The organism is Aquariibacter albus (assembly GCF_014145335.1).
GTDB classification, from domain to species: domain Bacteria; phylum Pseudomonadota; class Gammaproteobacteria; order Burkholderiales; family Burkholderiaceae_C; genus Aquariibacter; species Aquariibacter albus.
The window spans coordinates 1,078,043-1,093,724 of the sequence record NZ_JACIVI010000001.1 but is presented as its reverse complement, the minus strand read 5'-3'; the positions used below and the strand labels follow the sequence as shown (position 1 = coordinate 1,093,724).

Annotated in this window: 12 protein-coding genes; 7 read left to right on the top strand and 5 right to left on the bottom strand. The window is 72.2% G+C overall.

Features of this window, described 5'->3' with window-relative positions; genetic code table 11:
* Positions 1-94 precede the first annotated feature (94 nt).
* The gene (locus H4F90_RS04915) at positions 95-1,465 is read left to right on the top strand and encodes an 8-oxoguanine deaminase (protein ID WP_182662012.1); all 1,371 of its coding nucleotides are present in this window, start codon (positions 95-97) and stop codon (positions 1,463-1,465) included.
* A gap of 12 nt (positions 1,466-1,477) precedes the next feature.
* Here the strand turns inward: H4F90_RS04915 and xdhC are convergent, their stop codons facing one another.
* Genes xdhC through xdhA form a run of 3 tightly spaced genes read right to left on the bottom strand, consistent with a single transcriptional unit; the run spans position 1,478 to position 6,244 of the window.
* Entirely contained in the window at positions 1,478-2,305 is an 828-nt protein-coding gene (gene xdhC / locus H4F90_RS04910; protein WP_182662009.1) for a xanthine dehydrogenase accessory protein XdhC, read from the bottom strand.
* Entirely contained in the window at positions 2,302-4,662 is a 2,361-nt protein-coding gene (gene xdhB / locus H4F90_RS04905; RefSeq protein WP_182662007.1) for a xanthine dehydrogenase molybdopterin binding subunit, read from the bottom strand. Before xdhB ends, xdhC begins: the two co-directional genes overlap by 4 nt.
* A gap of 10 nt (positions 4,663-4,672) precedes the next feature.
* Complete coding sequence (gene xdhA / locus H4F90_RS04900) at positions 4,673-6,244, bottom strand: xanthine dehydrogenase small subunit (RefSeq protein ID WP_182662005.1); 1,572 nt, start codon at positions 6,242-6,244, stop codon at positions 4,673-4,675.
* Between the two features lie 209 nt (positions 6,245-6,453).
* Between xdhA and guaD the strand changes: the two genes are divergently transcribed.
* The 6 genes from guaD to H4F90_RS04870 all read left to right on the top strand — a co-directional run bounded on the left by guaD (position 6,454) and on the right by H4F90_RS04870 (position 13,740).
* The gene (guaD, locus tag H4F90_RS04895) at positions 6,454-7,803 is read left to right on the top strand and encodes a guanine deaminase (protein ID WP_182662003.1); all 1,350 of its coding nucleotides are present in this window, start codon (positions 6,454-6,456) and stop codon (positions 7,801-7,803) included.
* A gap of 268 nt (positions 7,804-8,071) precedes the next feature.
* Positions 8,072-8,911 carry an outer envelope protein gene (locus H4F90_RS04890; protein WP_182662002.1) on the top strand — a complete coding sequence of 280 codons (840 nt, stop codon included), beginning with the start codon at positions 8,072-8,074 and terminating at the stop codon, positions 8,909-8,911.
* A gap of 72 nt (positions 8,912-8,983) precedes the next feature.
* Entirely contained in the window at positions 8,984-10,504 is a 1,521-nt protein-coding gene (locus tag H4F90_RS04885) for an ABC transporter ATP-binding protein (RefSeq protein ID WP_182662000.1), read from the top strand.
* On the top strand, positions 10,491-11,630 hold the full coding sequence (locus H4F90_RS04880) for an ABC transporter permease (RefSeq protein ID WP_182661998.1): 1,140 nt from the start codon (positions 10,491-10,493) through the stop codon (positions 11,628-11,630). The genes H4F90_RS04885 and H4F90_RS04880 overlap by 14 nt, the downstream gene beginning before the upstream one ends.
* Complete coding sequence (locus tag H4F90_RS04875; protein WP_182661996.1) at positions 11,627-12,547, top strand: ABC transporter permease; 921 nt, start codon at positions 11,627-11,629, stop codon at positions 12,545-12,547. Before H4F90_RS04880 ends, H4F90_RS04875 begins: the two co-directional genes overlap by 4 nt.
* A gap of 50 nt (positions 12,548-12,597) precedes the next feature.
* Positions 12,598-13,740, top strand: coding sequence for a BMP family ABC transporter substrate-binding protein (locus tag H4F90_RS04870; protein WP_182661994.1), 1,143 nt, complete (start codon positions 12,598-12,600; stop codon positions 13,738-13,740).
* 130 nt (positions 13,741-13,870) lie between these two features.
* On the opposite strand, the gene H4F90_RS04865 is transcribed toward H4F90_RS04870, so the two are convergent.
* Complete coding sequence (locus tag H4F90_RS04865; RefSeq protein WP_182661991.1) at positions 13,871-14,419, bottom strand: PEP-CTERM sorting domain-containing protein; 549 nt, start codon at positions 14,417-14,419, stop codon at positions 13,871-13,873.
* Between the two features lie 368 nt (positions 14,420-14,787).
* Positions 14,788-15,672: an ion transporter gene (locus H4F90_RS04860; RefSeq protein ID WP_182661989.1), complete on the bottom strand. Its 885-nt coding sequence runs from the start codon at positions 15,670-15,672 to the stop codon at positions 14,788-14,790.
* Positions 15,673-15,682: the final 10 nt, after the last annotated feature.

Sequence of the window (15,682 nt, the reverse complement as noted above, 5' to 3'; positions counted from 1 at the left end):
ATCCGCCTCGGAACAGGGCGCGGGTGGCCTGCGCCTTGCTGCACTCCGGGGGAATGCCCCGCGGCGGCCACCGCCATCCGAAGTGCCTGAACCCATGCCCACGCTGCTGATCCATCACGCCCGCCTGCTCGTCACCCAGGACGATGCCCGACGAGAGATCGAGGACGGCGCGGTGTTCATCCGCGACCAGGTGATCGAGGCCGTCGGCCCGAGTGCCGAGCTGCCCGCCAGCGCCGACGAGGTGCTGGATGCGCGCGGCCTGATCGTGCTGCCCGGCCTGGTCAACACCCACCACCACATGTACCAGACCCTGACCCGTGCACGGGCCCAGGACTGCGAGCTCTTCGACTGGCTGCGCACGCTCTATCCGATCTGGGGTCGGATGACGCCGGAGATGATCCGCGTCTCCACCCAGACGGCGATGGCCGAGCTGCTGCTCTCGGGCTGCACCACCAGCAGCGACCACCTCTACCTCTATCCGAACGGCGCGACGCTTGAAGACAGCCTGGAGGCGGCCGAGCAGATCGGCATGCGCTTCCATGCGGCCCGCGGTGCCATGAGCGTGGGCGAAAGCGCGGGCGGCCTGCCGCCCGATGCCCTGGTCGAGAGCGAGGCCGCGATCCTCAAGGACACCCAGCGCCTGATCGAGCGCTGGCACGACCCTGCCCGCCACGCCATGCGGCGCATCGTGGTCGCGCCCTGTTCGCCCTTCTCGGTCAGCCCCGCGCTGATGCGGGAATCGGCCCGGCTCGCGCGCAGCTTCGGTGCCGGCCACGGCGTTTCGCTGCACACGCATCTGGCCGAGAACGACAAGGACATCGCCTACTCCCGCGAGCGCTTCGGCATGACGCCGGCCGAGTACGCCGAATCGCTGGGCTGGACCGGCCGCGATGTCTGGCATGCCCACTGCGTGAAGCTCGATGCCCCGGGCATCGGCCTGTTCGCCCGCACCGGCACCGGGGTCGCGCACTGTCCCTGCTCGAACATGCGGCTGGCCTCGGGCATCGCGCCGATTCGTGCGATGCGGGCGGCCGGCGTGCCGGTCGGCCTGGGCGTCGACGGCTCCGCCTCCAACGATGGCAGCCATCTGCTGGCCGAGGCGCGCATGGCCCTGCTGCTGCAGCGGGTCGCGCACGGGCCGGTGGAAGGGCCCGCCGCCCTCGGCGTCCGCGGCGCGCTGGACCTGGCCACCCGCGGCGGGGCCGCCGTGCTGGGGCGCGACGACCTCGGTGCGATCGCCCCCGGCATGTCGGCCGACCTGGCCATCTTCGCGCTCGACGATGTCGCCCAGGCCGGCGCCCAGCACGATCCGCTGGCGGCGCTGCTGCTGTGCCAGCCCCCGCGCACGCGGCATACCGTGGTCAACGGTCGCTTCGTCGTCCGCGACGGCGAGCTGCAGACCCTGAGCCTGCCGCGCCTGGTCGAGACCCACAACCGCCTGGCCCGCCAGCTCGATGCCGGCTGAGCGGCCCCGGCTTCAGCCTGCGCCGCCGCGGGGCGGGTGCGCGCGCAGCAGCTGCGCAGCGATGGCAATGGCGATCTCCTCGGGGGCCTTGCCCAGCAGGCCCGGCACGCCGACCGGGCAGTGCAGGCGCTCGAAGCGGGCCTCGGCCAGGCCGCGTGCGCGCAGCCGGCTGCCAAAGCGGGCCCGCTTGCTGGCCGAGCCGATCAGGCCCAGCCAGCCCAGATCCTCGCGGCGCAGCAGGGCCTCCACCAGCCGTTCATCGAGCGCATGCTCATGGGTCATGACCAGGGCGGCCCCGCCAGCCGGCAGGGTCGCGACCTCGGCCTCCACCGCATCGACGCAGCGGATCTCGAGCGGGGCCGGCCAAGCCGTGCCGCCCTGCATGAAGTGCGCGAACTCCTCCTCGCGCTCATCGATCCAGACGATGCGCAGCCCCTCCAGCGGCGCCAGCAGCCGCACCAGCGCCCGGGCCACGTGGCCGGCGCCGAACAGGTGCAGGGCCAGGCGCAGCGGCGGCTCGGGCCAGTCGGCCAGGGCCCGGGCGTCCAGCCGCCGCCAGGCCAGCGTGACTTCGCCGCCGCAGCACTGGCCCAGGCTGGGGCCCAGGCTCAGCACCTGAGGCTGGGGAAGCGGGGCGCCCGGGGCCAGGGCGTTGCGGGCCTCGCGCAGCGCAAGCCATTCGAGGTGGCCGCCGCCGATGCTGCCGCAGGCGTCCTCGGCGGCCACCAGCATGCGGGCACCGGCCTCCCGCGGGGTGGAGCCGCGCACGGCCTGAAGCTCGACGATGCAGGTCGGACGGCCGGCTGCCCACCAGGCGGCGGCGGTGTCGCGCAGGTTCATGCCGGGCGGGCGGCGGCCGCGCGCACCGCATCGATCGCGTCCAGCACCGCCTCCGGCGTGGCCGGTGCGCGCAGCGGCGGGTCGATGCGATGGCCGCCGACGGCGGAGACCGCATCGCGGATCGCCAGGAAGGCGGAGAAGGGCAGCAGCAGCGGGGGCTCGCCGACGGCCTTGCTGCGGTGGATGCTGTCCTCCACGTTGGCGTTCTCGAACAGGCGGGTGCGGAAGACCGGCGGGACGTCCGTGGCCGTGGGGATCTTGTAGGTGCTCGGCGCGTGGGTGAGCAGCTTGCCGGTCTGCGGGTGCCAGACCAGTTCCTCGCTGCTGAGCCAGCCATAGCCCTGCACATATGCGCCTTCGATCTGGCCGATGTCCAGGGCCGGGTTCAGCGAGCGGCCGACGTCGTGCAGCAGGTCGGCGCGCAGCAGGCGGTGTTCGCCGCTCAGGGTGTCGACCAGCACCTCGCTGACGGCTGCACCGTAGGCGTAGTAGTAGAAGGACCGGCCCTGCAGGGTCTCGCGATTCCAGTGCAGGCCGGGGGTGGCGTAGTGGCCGTCGCTCCAGAGCTGCACGCGTTCCAGGTAGGCCGCCTTGACCAGGGCGGGGAAGGGCAGGCTGCGGCCCCCGCCGTGGACCGCGTCGGCGACGAAGCGCAGCGCGGCGGGATCGACGGCGAGCTGCGCGGCGGCGATCGGCACCAGGCGCTCGCGCAGCTGCCGCGCCGCATCCTGCGCCGCCTTGCCATTCAGGTCGCTGCCGGTGGACGCGGCGGTCGCCGAGGTGTTGGCCACCTTCTGCGTGTCGGTAGCCGTGACGCGCACCCGCTCGAAGGCAATGCCGAGCTCCTCGGCCACCACCTGGGCAACCTTGGTGTTCAGGCCCTGGCCCATCTCGGTGCCGCCATGGTTCACCAGCACCGAACCGTCGGTGTAGAGGTGAACCAGCGCGCCGGCCTGGTTGAACTGCTTGACATTGAAGGAGATCCCGAACTTCACCGGCGTCAGCGCCAGGCCCTTCTTCAGCACCGGGCTGCCGGCGTTGAAGTCGGCGACGGCGGCGCGGCGGGCCAGGTAGTCGCTGTCGGCCACGAGCTGGTCGACCAGGGCGGCGATCACGTTGTCCTCGACCGTCTGGCCGTAGGGGGTGAGGTTGCGCTCGCCGAGGCCGTAGAAGTTGGCACGCCGCACCTCCAGCGGATCCCGGCCGAGCCGACGCGCGATGCTGTCGAGGATGACTTCGATGGCCAGCGCCCCCTGCGGGCCGCCGAAGCCGCGGAAGGCGGTGTTGCTCTGCGTGTTCGTCCGCGCGCTGTGGCCGTGCATGCGTACCTCGGGCAGCCAGTAGGCATTGTCGAAGTGGCAGAGCGCGCGGGTCATGACGGGACCGGAGAGGTCGGCGCTCCAGCCGGCGTTGGAGATCATGGTGACTTCCGCCGCCAGCACGCGGCCCTCGGCGTCGTGGCCGACCGCGTAGTCGAAGTCGAAGCCGTGCCGGCGACCGGTGATCATGAAGTCGTCGTCGCGATCGACCCGCAGCTTGACCGGCCGGCCCAGACGGACCGCGGCCACCGCGGCCACGCAGGCGAACACGGCCGACTGCGATTCCTTGCCGCCGAAGCCGCCGCCCATGCGCCGGCATTCCACCTGCACCTGGTGGGCCTGCCAGCCCAGGGCATGGGCGATGGTGTGCTGCATCTCGCTCGGATGCTGGGTCGAGCAGTGCACGCGCAGGCCGCGGTTCTCGGTCGGGCAGGCGTAGCTGATCTGGCCCTCCAGGTAGAACTGCTCCTGGCCGCCGAGCTGGAACTGGCCGGCCAGGCGATGCGGCGCGGCCGCCAGGGCGGCGTCCAGCGCCCCCGGCGCCGACTCGCGCTGCAGCGTCATCGAGGGGATGACATGCAGGCCCTGGGCATGGGCCTCGCGCGCCTTGAGCACCGCCGGCAGCGGCTCCAGCTGCAGCACCTTGGCGGCCTGGGCGGCGGCGCGGCGGGCGGCCTCGCGCGTGCGGGCGATCACCGCGAAGACCGGCTGGCCCAGGTAGTGCACCGTGTCGGTCGCGAGGATGGGCTCATCGTGCACGATGGGCCCGCACTGGTTGGCCCCGGGCAAGTCGGCGGCGCTCAGCACCTCCACCACCCCCGGCAGGGCCTGCAGGGCGGCACGGTCGATGGCGAGCAGGCGGCCATGCGCGATCGGCGACAGGCCCAGCGCGGCATGCAGGGTGCCGGCGAGCTCGGGCAGGTCGTCGATGTAGGGGGCGGCGCCGGCCACATGCAGGGCCGCGGACTCATGGGGTCGGCTGCGGCCGACTTCGGGCTTGGCGGCCAGGACGGCGTCGGGCAGGGCAGGGGCGTTCATGCGGACGTCCTCAGACGGGCGCCGGGCGCAGGCGCAGTGCGGCCGGCGGCAGCGGATCGACAAGCCGGGTTTCGAGCCACAGGCGTTCAAGCAGGGCCTGCGCGCCACGCAGCCGGTAGGCGGCCGAGGCGCGCAGGTCGCTGAGCGGCTGCACGTCCCGTGCGAGCGCGGCCTGGGCGGCGCGCAGCGTGGCCTCGGTCCAGGGCTGACCCTGGATCGCGGCCTCGGCCTGCGAAGCGCGCCGCACGGTGGCGGCCAGGCCGCCGAAGGCCAGGCGCACGGCGGCCACCTGGCCTGCGGCGTCGAGCCGCAGCGCGAAGCCGGCCGAGACGGCCGAGATGTCGCAGTCGTGGCGCTTGGACAGCTTCTCGCCCCGCAGCACGGTGCCGGACGCGGGGCGCGGCACCTCGATGGCTTCCAGGAACTCGCCCGCTTCCAGGCGGTTCTTCATGTAGTCCAGGTAGAAGTCGTCCAGCGGCACGGTGCGCAGCCGCGTGCCGCGGCGCAGCCGCAGCTGCGCGTCCAGGGCCATCAGCACCGGCGGGCCGTCGCCGATCGGCGAGCCGTTGGCGACATTGCCGCCCAGGGTGCCGGCATGCCGCACCGGCGGGGCGGCGAAACGCCGGCCCATCTCGCGCAGCGCCGGGTCCAGCGCAGCCAGGGCGCGCCAGGCCTCTTCCAGCGACACGCCCGCACCGATCACCAGGGTGTCGCCTTCCCAGGCCAGGCGCTTCAGCTCGGGCACGGCGCCGAGGTAGAGGATGTCGCCGAGCGCGCGGAACTGCTTGCTGACCCACAGGCCGATGTCGGTGCTGCCGGCCAGCAGCGTGGCCTGCGGCCGGGCCAGGCGCAGCGCGGCCAGCTCGTCCAGACTGCGCGGCGCATGGAAGCCGCCGGCATGCAGCACCGGGCCCGGCGCCTCGCTGGCGGCCAGGGCCTCCAGCTGCGCACGCAGCGCGGCCGCCGGCAGGCGACGCGGGGCGGCGTCGAAGGCGGCGAGGCCGGCATCAACGATCGGCCGGTAGCCGGTGCAGCGGCACAGATTGCCGGCCAGGGCATCGGCCAGGTCCTCGCGGCTGGGGCGGCAGCCGGCGGCCTGGTGGCCCTCGTAGCAGGCGAGCAGCGAGACCGCGAAGCCCGGCGTGCAGAAGCCGCACTGCGAGCCGTGATGATCGACCAGCGCCTGCTGCACCGGATGCAGGTGGGGCCCCGGGCCGGGCGGCGGATCGAAACCGGCCAGGTCCTCCACCGTGATCAGGGCCTTGCCGTGCAGCGTTGGCAGGAACTGGATGCAGCTGTTGACCGTGCGCAGCCGCAGGCCCTCGACCACCGGATCGTCGGGCCCGGCGCTGGGGCGCTCGTCCGCGGGCTCGGCGATCAGCACGGTGCAGGCCCCGCAGTCGCCTTCGTTGCAGCCTTCCTTGGTGCCGGGGCACTGCGCGTCCTCGCGCAGCCAGTTCAGCACGCTGCGGCAGGCCTGCGGGCCATGGACCTCGACCACCCGGCCGCGGTGCACAAAGCGCACCGGGCGTTCGGGAGGCGCGGAGCAGCCGGCGTTCGGCTCGGGGGCTGGCGTGGACATGCGGGGCAGGGGCGGGCAGGGCGGGCGGCAGGATGGGGGCGACGGCCAGGACGGAGCCGTCGCGCGGCATGGCATGCAGGCTGCATGCGAGGGCTTGCGCATGCAGCGTATGCCCTTCTGCATGCGAATACGATGCCAGCCCCCCTGGGCCCGCGTCCACCGGCGCCCCCAGCTCCGGCTGACGCCCGGCCCTGCTTCTGGAGTTCCCCATGCCGCGCCTGGCCTTCTTCGGCGACCTGCTCGACTTCACCGCCGACCCTGGCTTTGCGGCGCCCGGCCTGGCCCCGGGGGTGCGCCACCGCCCCGAGCACTGGCTGCTGGTCGAGGACGGCCGCATCGTCGCCGTGCAGGCCGAGGCGCCCGGGCCCGACTGGCAGCCGGTCCGCCACCCCGGCCGCCTGCTCACGCCCGGCTTCATCGACACCCATGTGCACGCGCCGCAGCTCGACGTGATCGCCAGCCACGGCCTGGCCCTGCTCGACTGGCTGGAGACCTACACCTTCCCGGCCGAACGCCGCTACGCCGACCCGGCCGTCGCGGCCGAGGGCGCGGTGCGCTTCCTGGACGCGCTGCTGGCCCACGGCACGACCGCGGCCGTCGTGTTCCCGACCGTGCATGCCGTCTCGGTCGACACCCTGATGGCCGAGGCGGCCGCGCGCGGCATGCGGCTGATCGCCGGCAAGGTGCTGATGGACACCCATGCCCCCGATGGTCTGCGCGACGACGTCGAGCAGGCCGAGCGCGACTGCCGCGCGCTGATCCGGCGCTGGCACGGTCACGGCCGCCTGGCCTATGCGGTGACGGTGCGCTTTGCCGCCACCAGCAGCCGTGCGCAACTGGCCATGGCCGGCCGCCTCTGCGCGGAGGAGCCCACGCTCTACATGCAGACCCATGTGGCCGAGAACACCGAGGAGGTCCGCTGGGTCGGCGAGCTCTTTCCCGAGGCGCGAAGCTACCTCGACATCTACCACCGCCACGGCCTGCTGCACCCGCGCGCGGTGCTGGCCCACGGCATCTGGCTGGACGCCGAGGACCGCGCGCTGCTGGCCGACACCGGCGCGCAGATCGCGCATTCGCCGTCGAGCAACCTCTTCCTCGGCAGCGGCCTGTTCGACTGGGCCGGCGCCACCGAGGCCGGCTACCGGGTCAGCATGGCCAGCGACGTCGGCGGGGGCACCAGCCTGTCGATGCTGCGCACGATGGGCGATGCGTACAAGATCCAGGCCCTGCGCGGCACGCGGCTGTCGGCCTGGAAGGCCCTGCACACCGCCACCCTGGGCGGTGCCGAGGCCCTGGGCCTGGCCGGCGAGATCGGCCACTTCAGCCCCGGCTGCCTGGCCGACCTGGCGGTGTGGGACTGGGCCTGCGGCCCGGTCGCGGCGCACCGCGATGCCATCGCCTGCGCGCGCCCCACCGGGCCGCAGCACAGCCCGCAGGCCGCGCTGCACGAGCGCCTCTTCGCCTGGATGACCCTGGGCGACGAACGCAACCTCGTCGAGACCTGGGTGGCCGGCGTGCGCCGCCATGGCGGGTCCGCGGCGGCCGGGCTCGGCGGCTGAGCCACGGCGCGCATCCGGTCGAGCAGGCCGACCTGCCGCGCCCGTCAAGGCTTTGTCAGCTTTTCGGGGCGGTGCCCGCGGCGGTGCGCGCGGGAGGCGTTCGGGCCAAGCTTGGTGCGGAAGTTTGTATACAAAAGGTGCATGCGATGTGTTCCGCACGGCATGCCAGAGACGGTTGCGGTGGTACGGATGTTGCGAATTTGCCGGCAAGCCCCCGCCCTCGCGGATGGCCGCGCCCCGTCTTCCAACCACCGCCCTCGGGACCCCGATGCACACCACCCGCAAGACCGCGCTCGCGCTGGCCCTGGCCGCGCTCAGCCTCGCCGCCCCCGTCTCCGCCGCCGACTGGAGCGATACCGCCCTGAGCGTGCGCTACGGCGAACGCTTCGCCGAGCCCTTCGGCCCGAACGACATCGGCAAGACCATCATCGCCCTGACCCATGCCAGCGGCTACAAGTACGGTGTGAACTTCTTCAATGCCGATGTGCTGATCTCCGACAGCAGCGATCCGGCCGTGGGTGGCCGTTCCGGCGCGCAGGAGGTCTATGTCGTCTACCGCCACCTGCTCGACCTGGGCAAGGTCACCGGCACCTCGCTGGCCTGGGGTCCGGCGCGCGGCTTCGGCCTCACGGCAGGCTTCGACCTGAACACCAAGAACGATGCCTACAGCTCGCGCAAGCGCATGTTCGTGCTGGGCCCGACGGTGATGTTCGATGTGCCGGGCTTCCTCAACCTGTCGCTCCTGGCCCTTCAGGAAAGCAATGCGCCCAACGGCGTGTCGCGCTACACCTACGACACCCATCCGGCCCTGGCCGCCGAATGGAGCCTGGCCGTGCCGGGCTTCCCGCTGCTGGCCTTCCAGGGCTACGGCCTCTACATCGGCAACAAGGGCAAGGACGAGTTCGGCGGGGACACCAAGCCCGAGACCCATGTCGACATGAAGCTGATGGCCGATGTCGGCGCGCTGCTGGGCGGCCCCAAGGGGACCTTCAAGGCTGGCGTCGCCTACGAGTACTGGCGCAACAAGTTCGGCAACGACACCAAGGGCCCGGCCGGTTCGGGCGCCACGGCGCGCACGCCGATGGTCCGGGTCGAGTACCACTTCTGAGGCTCCCGCGGCCGGGCGCGCGACTTGCGTCCGGCTCGCTCCGACGGCCCCGTGGCGGGGCCGGAGGTCCGCATGCTCCGACTCGAACTCGCCGACATCAGCAAGCAGTACCCCGCGGTGCGCGCCAACGACGGTGTGCACCTGCAGGTGGCCCCCGGCCAGATCCACGCCGTGCTCGGCGAGAACGGGGCGGGCAAGTCCACGCTGATGAAGATCATCTACGGTGCCGTGCAGCCCGACACCGGCAGCCTGCGCTGGAACGGCCGCCCGGTGCAGCTGCGCAGCCCGGCCGAGGCCCGTGCGCTCGGCATCAGCATGGTCTACCAGCACTTCAGCCTGTTCGAGACCCTGACCGTCGCCGAGAACGTGTGGCTGGGCCTGGACCGCGCTGGTCGCCTGGATGGCGTGCGCGATCGCATCGCCGAGGTCTCGGCCAGCTACGGCCTCGAACTGGAGCCGGACCGCCCGGTGCACGCCCTGTCGGTGGGCGAGCGGCAGCGGGTCGAGATCGTCCGCGCGCTGATGACGCGGCCGCAGCTGCTCATCCTCGACGAGCCGACCTCGGTGCTCACGCCGCAGGCCGTCGAGAAGCTTTTCGTCACCCTGCGCCGCCTGGCGGCGGAGGGCTGCTCCATCCTCTACATCAGCCACAAGCTCGACGAGATCCGCGCGCTCTGCCACCACTGCACGGTGCTGCGCGGCGGCCGCGTGACCGGCACGGTCGACCCGCGCACCGTCGATGCCGCCGCCTTGTCGCGCCTCATGATCGGCAGCGAGCCGCCCGCCCTGGCGGCCCGCTCGGGCCAGCCGGGCGAGCTTGCGCTGGACGTCCGCAGCCTCTCGCTGCCGCGGCGCAGCCCCTTCGGCACCGAGCTGCACGACGTGAGCTTCACGCTGCGGCGCGGCGAGATCCTCGGCGTGGCCGGCGTCTCGGGCAACGGCCAGCAGGAGCTGCTGGCCGCGCTCTCGGGCGAGGACACCCGCGCCGCGCCCGGCAGCCTCCGCCTCTTCGGCCAGGACATCGGCCGCAGAGGCCCCCGTCCGCGCCGTGCCCTGGGCCTGCGCTTCGTGCCCGAAGAGCGCCTGGGCCGCGGCGCCGTGCCCAGCCTGTCCCTGGCCGACAACACCCTGCTGACCCGCGACGAGGCCCGCGGCCGCGGCGGCTGGCTGCGCCGCGGCCCGCTGCGCGCGCAGGCCGCGGCGCTGATCGCGCGCTACGGCGTGAAGGCGGGCGGGCCGATGGCGGCCGCGCGCAGCCTCTCGGGCGGCAATCTGCAGAAGTTCATCGTCGGCCGCGAGGTCGACGCCCAGCCGGCCCTGCTGGTCGTCGCCCAGCCGACCTGGGGCGTCGATGTCGGCGCCGCCGCACAGATCCGCGCGGCCTTGCTGGCCCTGCGCGAAGCCGGCTGCGCGCTGCTGCTGGTCAGCGAGGAGCTCGACGAACTGCTTGCCCTCAGCGACCGCCTGGTCGTGATGGCCCAGGGCCGGCTCAGCCCGGCCATGCCCGTGGCCGAGGCCAGCGTCGAACGCCTGGGCAGCTGGATGAGCGGCCTGTGGCCGCAGGCCCCGGAGGCGCAGCATGCTGCGGCTTGAGCCCCGCGCCCGGCCGGCGCGCGCCCTGGCCCTGGCCTCGCCGCTGATCGCGCTGGCGCTGACCGCGCTGATCGCCGCGCTGCTGTTCCTGATGCTCGGGAAGGACCCGGTGCGCGGCCTGGCCGTCTTCTTCGTCGAGCCGCTCAACGGCCTGCGCGGCGTGTCGGAGGTGCTGCTCAAGGCCACGCCGCTGATCCTGTGCGCCCTGGGTCTGGCCGTCTGCTACCGCGCGAATGTCTGGAACATCGGCGCGGAAGGGCAGTTCCTGCTCGGTGTGATCGCGGCGGGCGGCCTGGCCCTGGCCCTCGGCCCCGCACCCGAGGGCACGCCGGCCGGCCTGCGGGCCCCCCTGCTGCTGCTGGCCGGCGTGGCTGGCGGCATGGCCTGGGCGGGGCTGACGGCGCTGCTGCGCGACCGTTTCCACGCCAGCGAGATCCTGGTCAGCCTGATGCTGGTCTATGTGGCCCAGCAGTTGCTGAACCACCTGGTCTTCGGGCCGTGGAAGGATCCGGCGGGCTTCAACTTCCCGCAGACGCCGAGCTTCGATGCCGCCTACGCCCTGCCGCGGCTGATCCCCGGCACGCGCCTGCATGTCGGCTTCCTGCTGGCGCCGCTGCTGATCGGCCTGGCCTGGCTCTTCCTGTTCCGCTCCTGGCGCGGCTACCAGCTGCAGGTCGGCGGCCTGGCGCCGGCGGCGGCGCGCTATGCCGGCTTCTCCAGCCGCGGCGCGCTGTGGACGGCACTGCTGCTCTCGGGTGGCCTGGCCGGCCTGGCCGGTGCGCTGGAGCTGGCCGGCCCGCTGCGGCAGCTGACCCCGCATGTCTCGACCGGCTACGGCTTCACGGCCATCATCGTCTGCTTCGTCGGCCGCCTGCATCCGCTGGGCATCGGCCTGGCCGGCGTGCTGCTCTCGATGCTGACCATCGGCGGCGAGCTGGCCCAGTCCCGCCTGGGCCTACCGAATGCGCTGACCGGTGTCTTCCAGGGCCTGCTGCTGGTGCTGCTGCTGGCCTGCGACACCTTCGTGCAGCAGCGCCTGCGCTGGGTGCGGCGAACCGCCTCGCGGCCGACGGCCCCCTCATCCCCGGCGCCCGCCGCGGCCCCGGCTTCCGGAGAAGCTGCATGAACGAGCTGGCCCTGCTCCTGGCCGCCACCCTGGCCTCCGGCACACCGCTGGCGCTGGCCGGCCTGGGCCTCTTGATCGGCGAGAAGGCGGGCGTGCTCAACCTCGGCACCGAAGGCACGATGCTGGTGGCCGCGGTGGCTGGCTTCGCCGTGGCCCTGGCCGGCGGCGGCCAGGGGCTGGCCTTCGCGGCCGGCGCTGCAGCGGGTGCGCTGATGGCGGCCCTGTTTGCGCTGCTGGTCATCGGCCTGAACACCAACCAGTACGCCACCGGCCTGGCGCTCAGCCTGTTCGGCGCCGGCTTCTCGGCCTTCGTGGGCGTGTCCATGGTCGGCCAGAAGCTGCCGGAGCAGGCGGTGTTCGCACTGCCATGGCTCGGCGAGCTGCCGCTGGTCGGCCCGGTCCTGTTCGCCCAGCATCCGCTGGTGCCGCTGACCCTGCTGCTGGGCCTGGGCCTGGCCTGGGCGCTGGACCACAGTCGCGCCGGCCTGGTGCTGCGCGCGCTGGGCGAATCGCCCGAGGCCGCGCATGCCCTGGGCTATCCGGTGCGCGCGTTGCGGGCGGCGGCGGTCATCCTGGGCGGGGCGCTGTGCGGCCTGGCCGGGGCCTATCTGTCGGTGGTCTACGCGCCGCTGTGGGTCGAGGGCCTGGTCTCGGGCCGCGGCTGGATCGCCCTGGCGCTGACGCCCTTTGCCACCTGGCGGCCGACGCGGGTGCTGCTGGGCGCCTACCTGTTCGGCGGCGTGACCATGCTGCAGTTCGCGCTGCAGGGGGCGGGCGTGGAAATCTCCAGCCAGCTGCTGGCCATGCTGCCGTACCTGGCCACGGTGATCGTGCTGGCACTGATCTCGCGCAATCCGCTGTGGATCCGCACCCACATGCCGGCCTCCCTCGGCAAACCCTTCCATCCGGGCGGCTGAGGCCTCGCGGCCGGCCGCCCCCTTCCTGTCCCCGTCTCCCAGGAGCGTCCATGTTCGATTCCCGCAAGCGTGCCCTGATCCGCCTGGCGGCCCTGGCCCCGCTGGCCGCCGCCGTGCTGCTGCAGGGTTGCGGCAAGTCCGAGCCGCCGCCCGCGGCCGAGGCCGCCTCGGCGCCCGCCGCCGCCCCCGCGCCGCTGAAGGCGGCCTGGGTCTATGTCGGTCCGGTCGGCGACGCTGGCTGGACCTATGCCCACGACCAGGGTCGCAAGGCCGTCGAGGCCGCCTTCGGCGACAAGGTGCAGACCAGCTTCGTCGAGAAGGTGCCCGAGGGTGCCGACGCCGAACGCGTGATCCGCGACCTGGTCGAGCAGGGCCACAAGATCATCTTCGCGACGTCCTTCGGCTACATGGAACCGATGCTGAAGGTGGCGGCCGACTTCCCCGACGTCAAGTTCGAACATGCCACCGGCTACAAGACGGCCGCCAACCTCCGCGTCTACGACGCGAAGTTCTACGAGGATGCCTACCTGGCCGGCATCGTTGCCGGGGCCATGAGCAAGACCGGCACGCTGGGCTTCGTCGCCTCCTTCCCCATCCCCGAGGTGCTGCGCAACATCAACGCCTACACCCTGGGCGCGCAGTCGGTGAACCCCAAGATCAAGACCAAGGTGGTCTGGGTCAGCTCCTGGTTCGATCCGCCGAAGGAAGGCGAGGCCGCGCAGTCGCTGATCAACGCCGGCGCCGACGTGCTGCTGCAGAACACCGACTCCTCCGCCGTGCTGCAGACCGCCGAGAAGAACGGCAAGTACGCCTTCGGCTGGGACAGCGACATGAGCGCGGTGGCGCCCAAGGCCCACCTGGCGTCCGCCATCGTCGACTGGGGCGGCTACTACAAGCAGGCGATCGGCCAGGTGCTCGACGGCAGCTGGACGACCGGCCGCACGATCTGGGGCGTGAAGGAGGGCCAGAACGCGCTGGTCAAGCTCATGGACGGCCTGCCGCCCGACGCCCTGGCCAAGCTCGAAGCCGCCAAGGCGGGCCTGAAGGAGGGCAGCCTCGAAGTGTTCACCGGCCCGCTGACCAGCACCGCCGGGGCCGAGGTGCTGGCCGCCGGCGTGAAGGCCGACCAGGCGTGGAAGGACAAGGTCGATTTCTACCTGAAGGGCGTCGAGGGCAAGGTCCCGTCCAAGTGAGATGCTGGCGTGCGGGTCGACACGGGCCGTGCCGACACGCTCCGGGTCGGAGGCTGCATCTGCCGCCCCCGACCCAGGGGATCGAGGACGGGAGCGGATGGGATCCGCCCGCCCCGCACGCCGTGCCGGATCAGCGCCGGCCGCGACGGACTGCAGCCGCCACGCATCCCAGCCCCAGGAGCATCAGGGCATAGGTCCCCGGCTCCGGAACCGGGGCGGGAACCGAGGCCGTCTGCAGCACCCATTGACCCGGTTGGTTGCTCACCGAGTTTTGGGAAACGATGTGCGGACCGACCTGGTAATACGAAAGGTCCTGCAGGTGGGTGGTGTGCAGGCGGGGATTCGCCGCCAGGGTGAACAGGTCCCACTCGGTGATGTTGCCCGCGCTGAATGTGAAGTCTCCCGTCACCAGAAAATAGTTGCTGGCCGGGCTGAAATTGAGCCCATCGGTGGACATCTCGAAATCGAGGATGCTGTTCTTGTTGACCGCTGCGTTGACGTACGCCTGATCAAACGTGACCTTCGCGGCAATTCGCGTCTCCGGACCATTGCTGGCTGGTCCGACGAAGGTGTCGAACAGATTGCCCGTGTACAGATAGGTCACCGGCGCGGCCGTGGCCACGCCCAGGGCCATCGCGAACAGGCTCGTACCGAGAATCAGCGGTTTCACTTTCAGCATCGTCAACTCCTGGAAATAAATTTAGGAACCGTTGGCCAAGCACGCAATCAGCATCACCCGCCGCCCTCGGGCGCCCAAGGCTGGACCGGAGGGCAGGTCGTGTATCCGTTTGACCAGGGCGGTAGGGCTGCAGCCGTTTCGGTCTCATCAAGCCTGGCAAGCAAGGGATGACACCAGGCCACCGAAGGGGAACCTCCCCAAAATTTTTACCACGGAGCCGATCGTTGTTACGAGAGGTTCCCGGGCGGAGCCCCGGACCTCGGGGATCGAGCCGTGGATGCCCACGAAGGTCGAGCGTCCCCCGTGAGCCAGTCGGACGGCGCATGGGGGTCGATCCTGATCTGCCCCGCCTGCGCTGAACGGCGGGCCTAGGCCCCGTCGCGCTGGAAGTCGGGCAGCGGGGCCCCGCAGTCGCGGCAGAAGCGGGCGGTGGGCAGGTGACCCTCGCTCAGGCATTCGTGGCAGCTGCGGGTGGTGGGTTCGCGCACCAGGCGCTGGGCGGTGAACTCGGCGGTGACGATGCCGGTGGGCACGGCCAGCGTGCCCCAGCCCAGCAGCATCATCACCGAGGCGATCAGGCGGCCGAGGTCGGTCTTGGGCGTGAGGTCGCCGAAGCCCACCGTGGTCATGGTGGTGATGGCCCAATAGATCGCAGTGGGGATGCTGGTGAAGCCGTGTTCCGGCCCCTCGACCACATACATCAGCGTGCCCATCACGGTGACGACCAGCAGCACGAAGGACAGGAAGACGGCGATCTTGCGCCGCGAGGCCCGCAGCGCACGGCCGAGCGCGCCGTACTCCTCGACGTAGGCGCCGAGCTTGAAGATGCGGAAGACGCGCAGCAGCCGCAGCAGGCGCACATCGATCAGGGCATGCAGCTCCGGCACGAAGAAGGCCAGATAGGTCGGCAGCACCGCCAGCAGGTCGATCACGCCGTAGAAGCTGGTGGCGTAGCGCAGCGGATGCCGCACGCAGGCCAGGCGGGCGAGGTATTCGACCGTGAAGACCAGGGTGAAGACCCATTCCAGCACGCCGAAGAGCGTGCCGTGGCGGGCCCGCAGCGGGGCCACGCTGTCGGCGATGACGACCGCGACGCTGGCCAGGATGGCCAGGATCAGCGCAATGTCGAAGGCTCGGCCCGCGCGGGTTTCGGCCTCGAAGATGATGGTGTAGAGCCGCAGCCGCCCGCCCTGCAAGGGCTTGCCGAAGTCGGCCGGGGCGGGGGCGGGCGGGGTGCGGGGCGGTCGGGCCATGGGCAGGGAG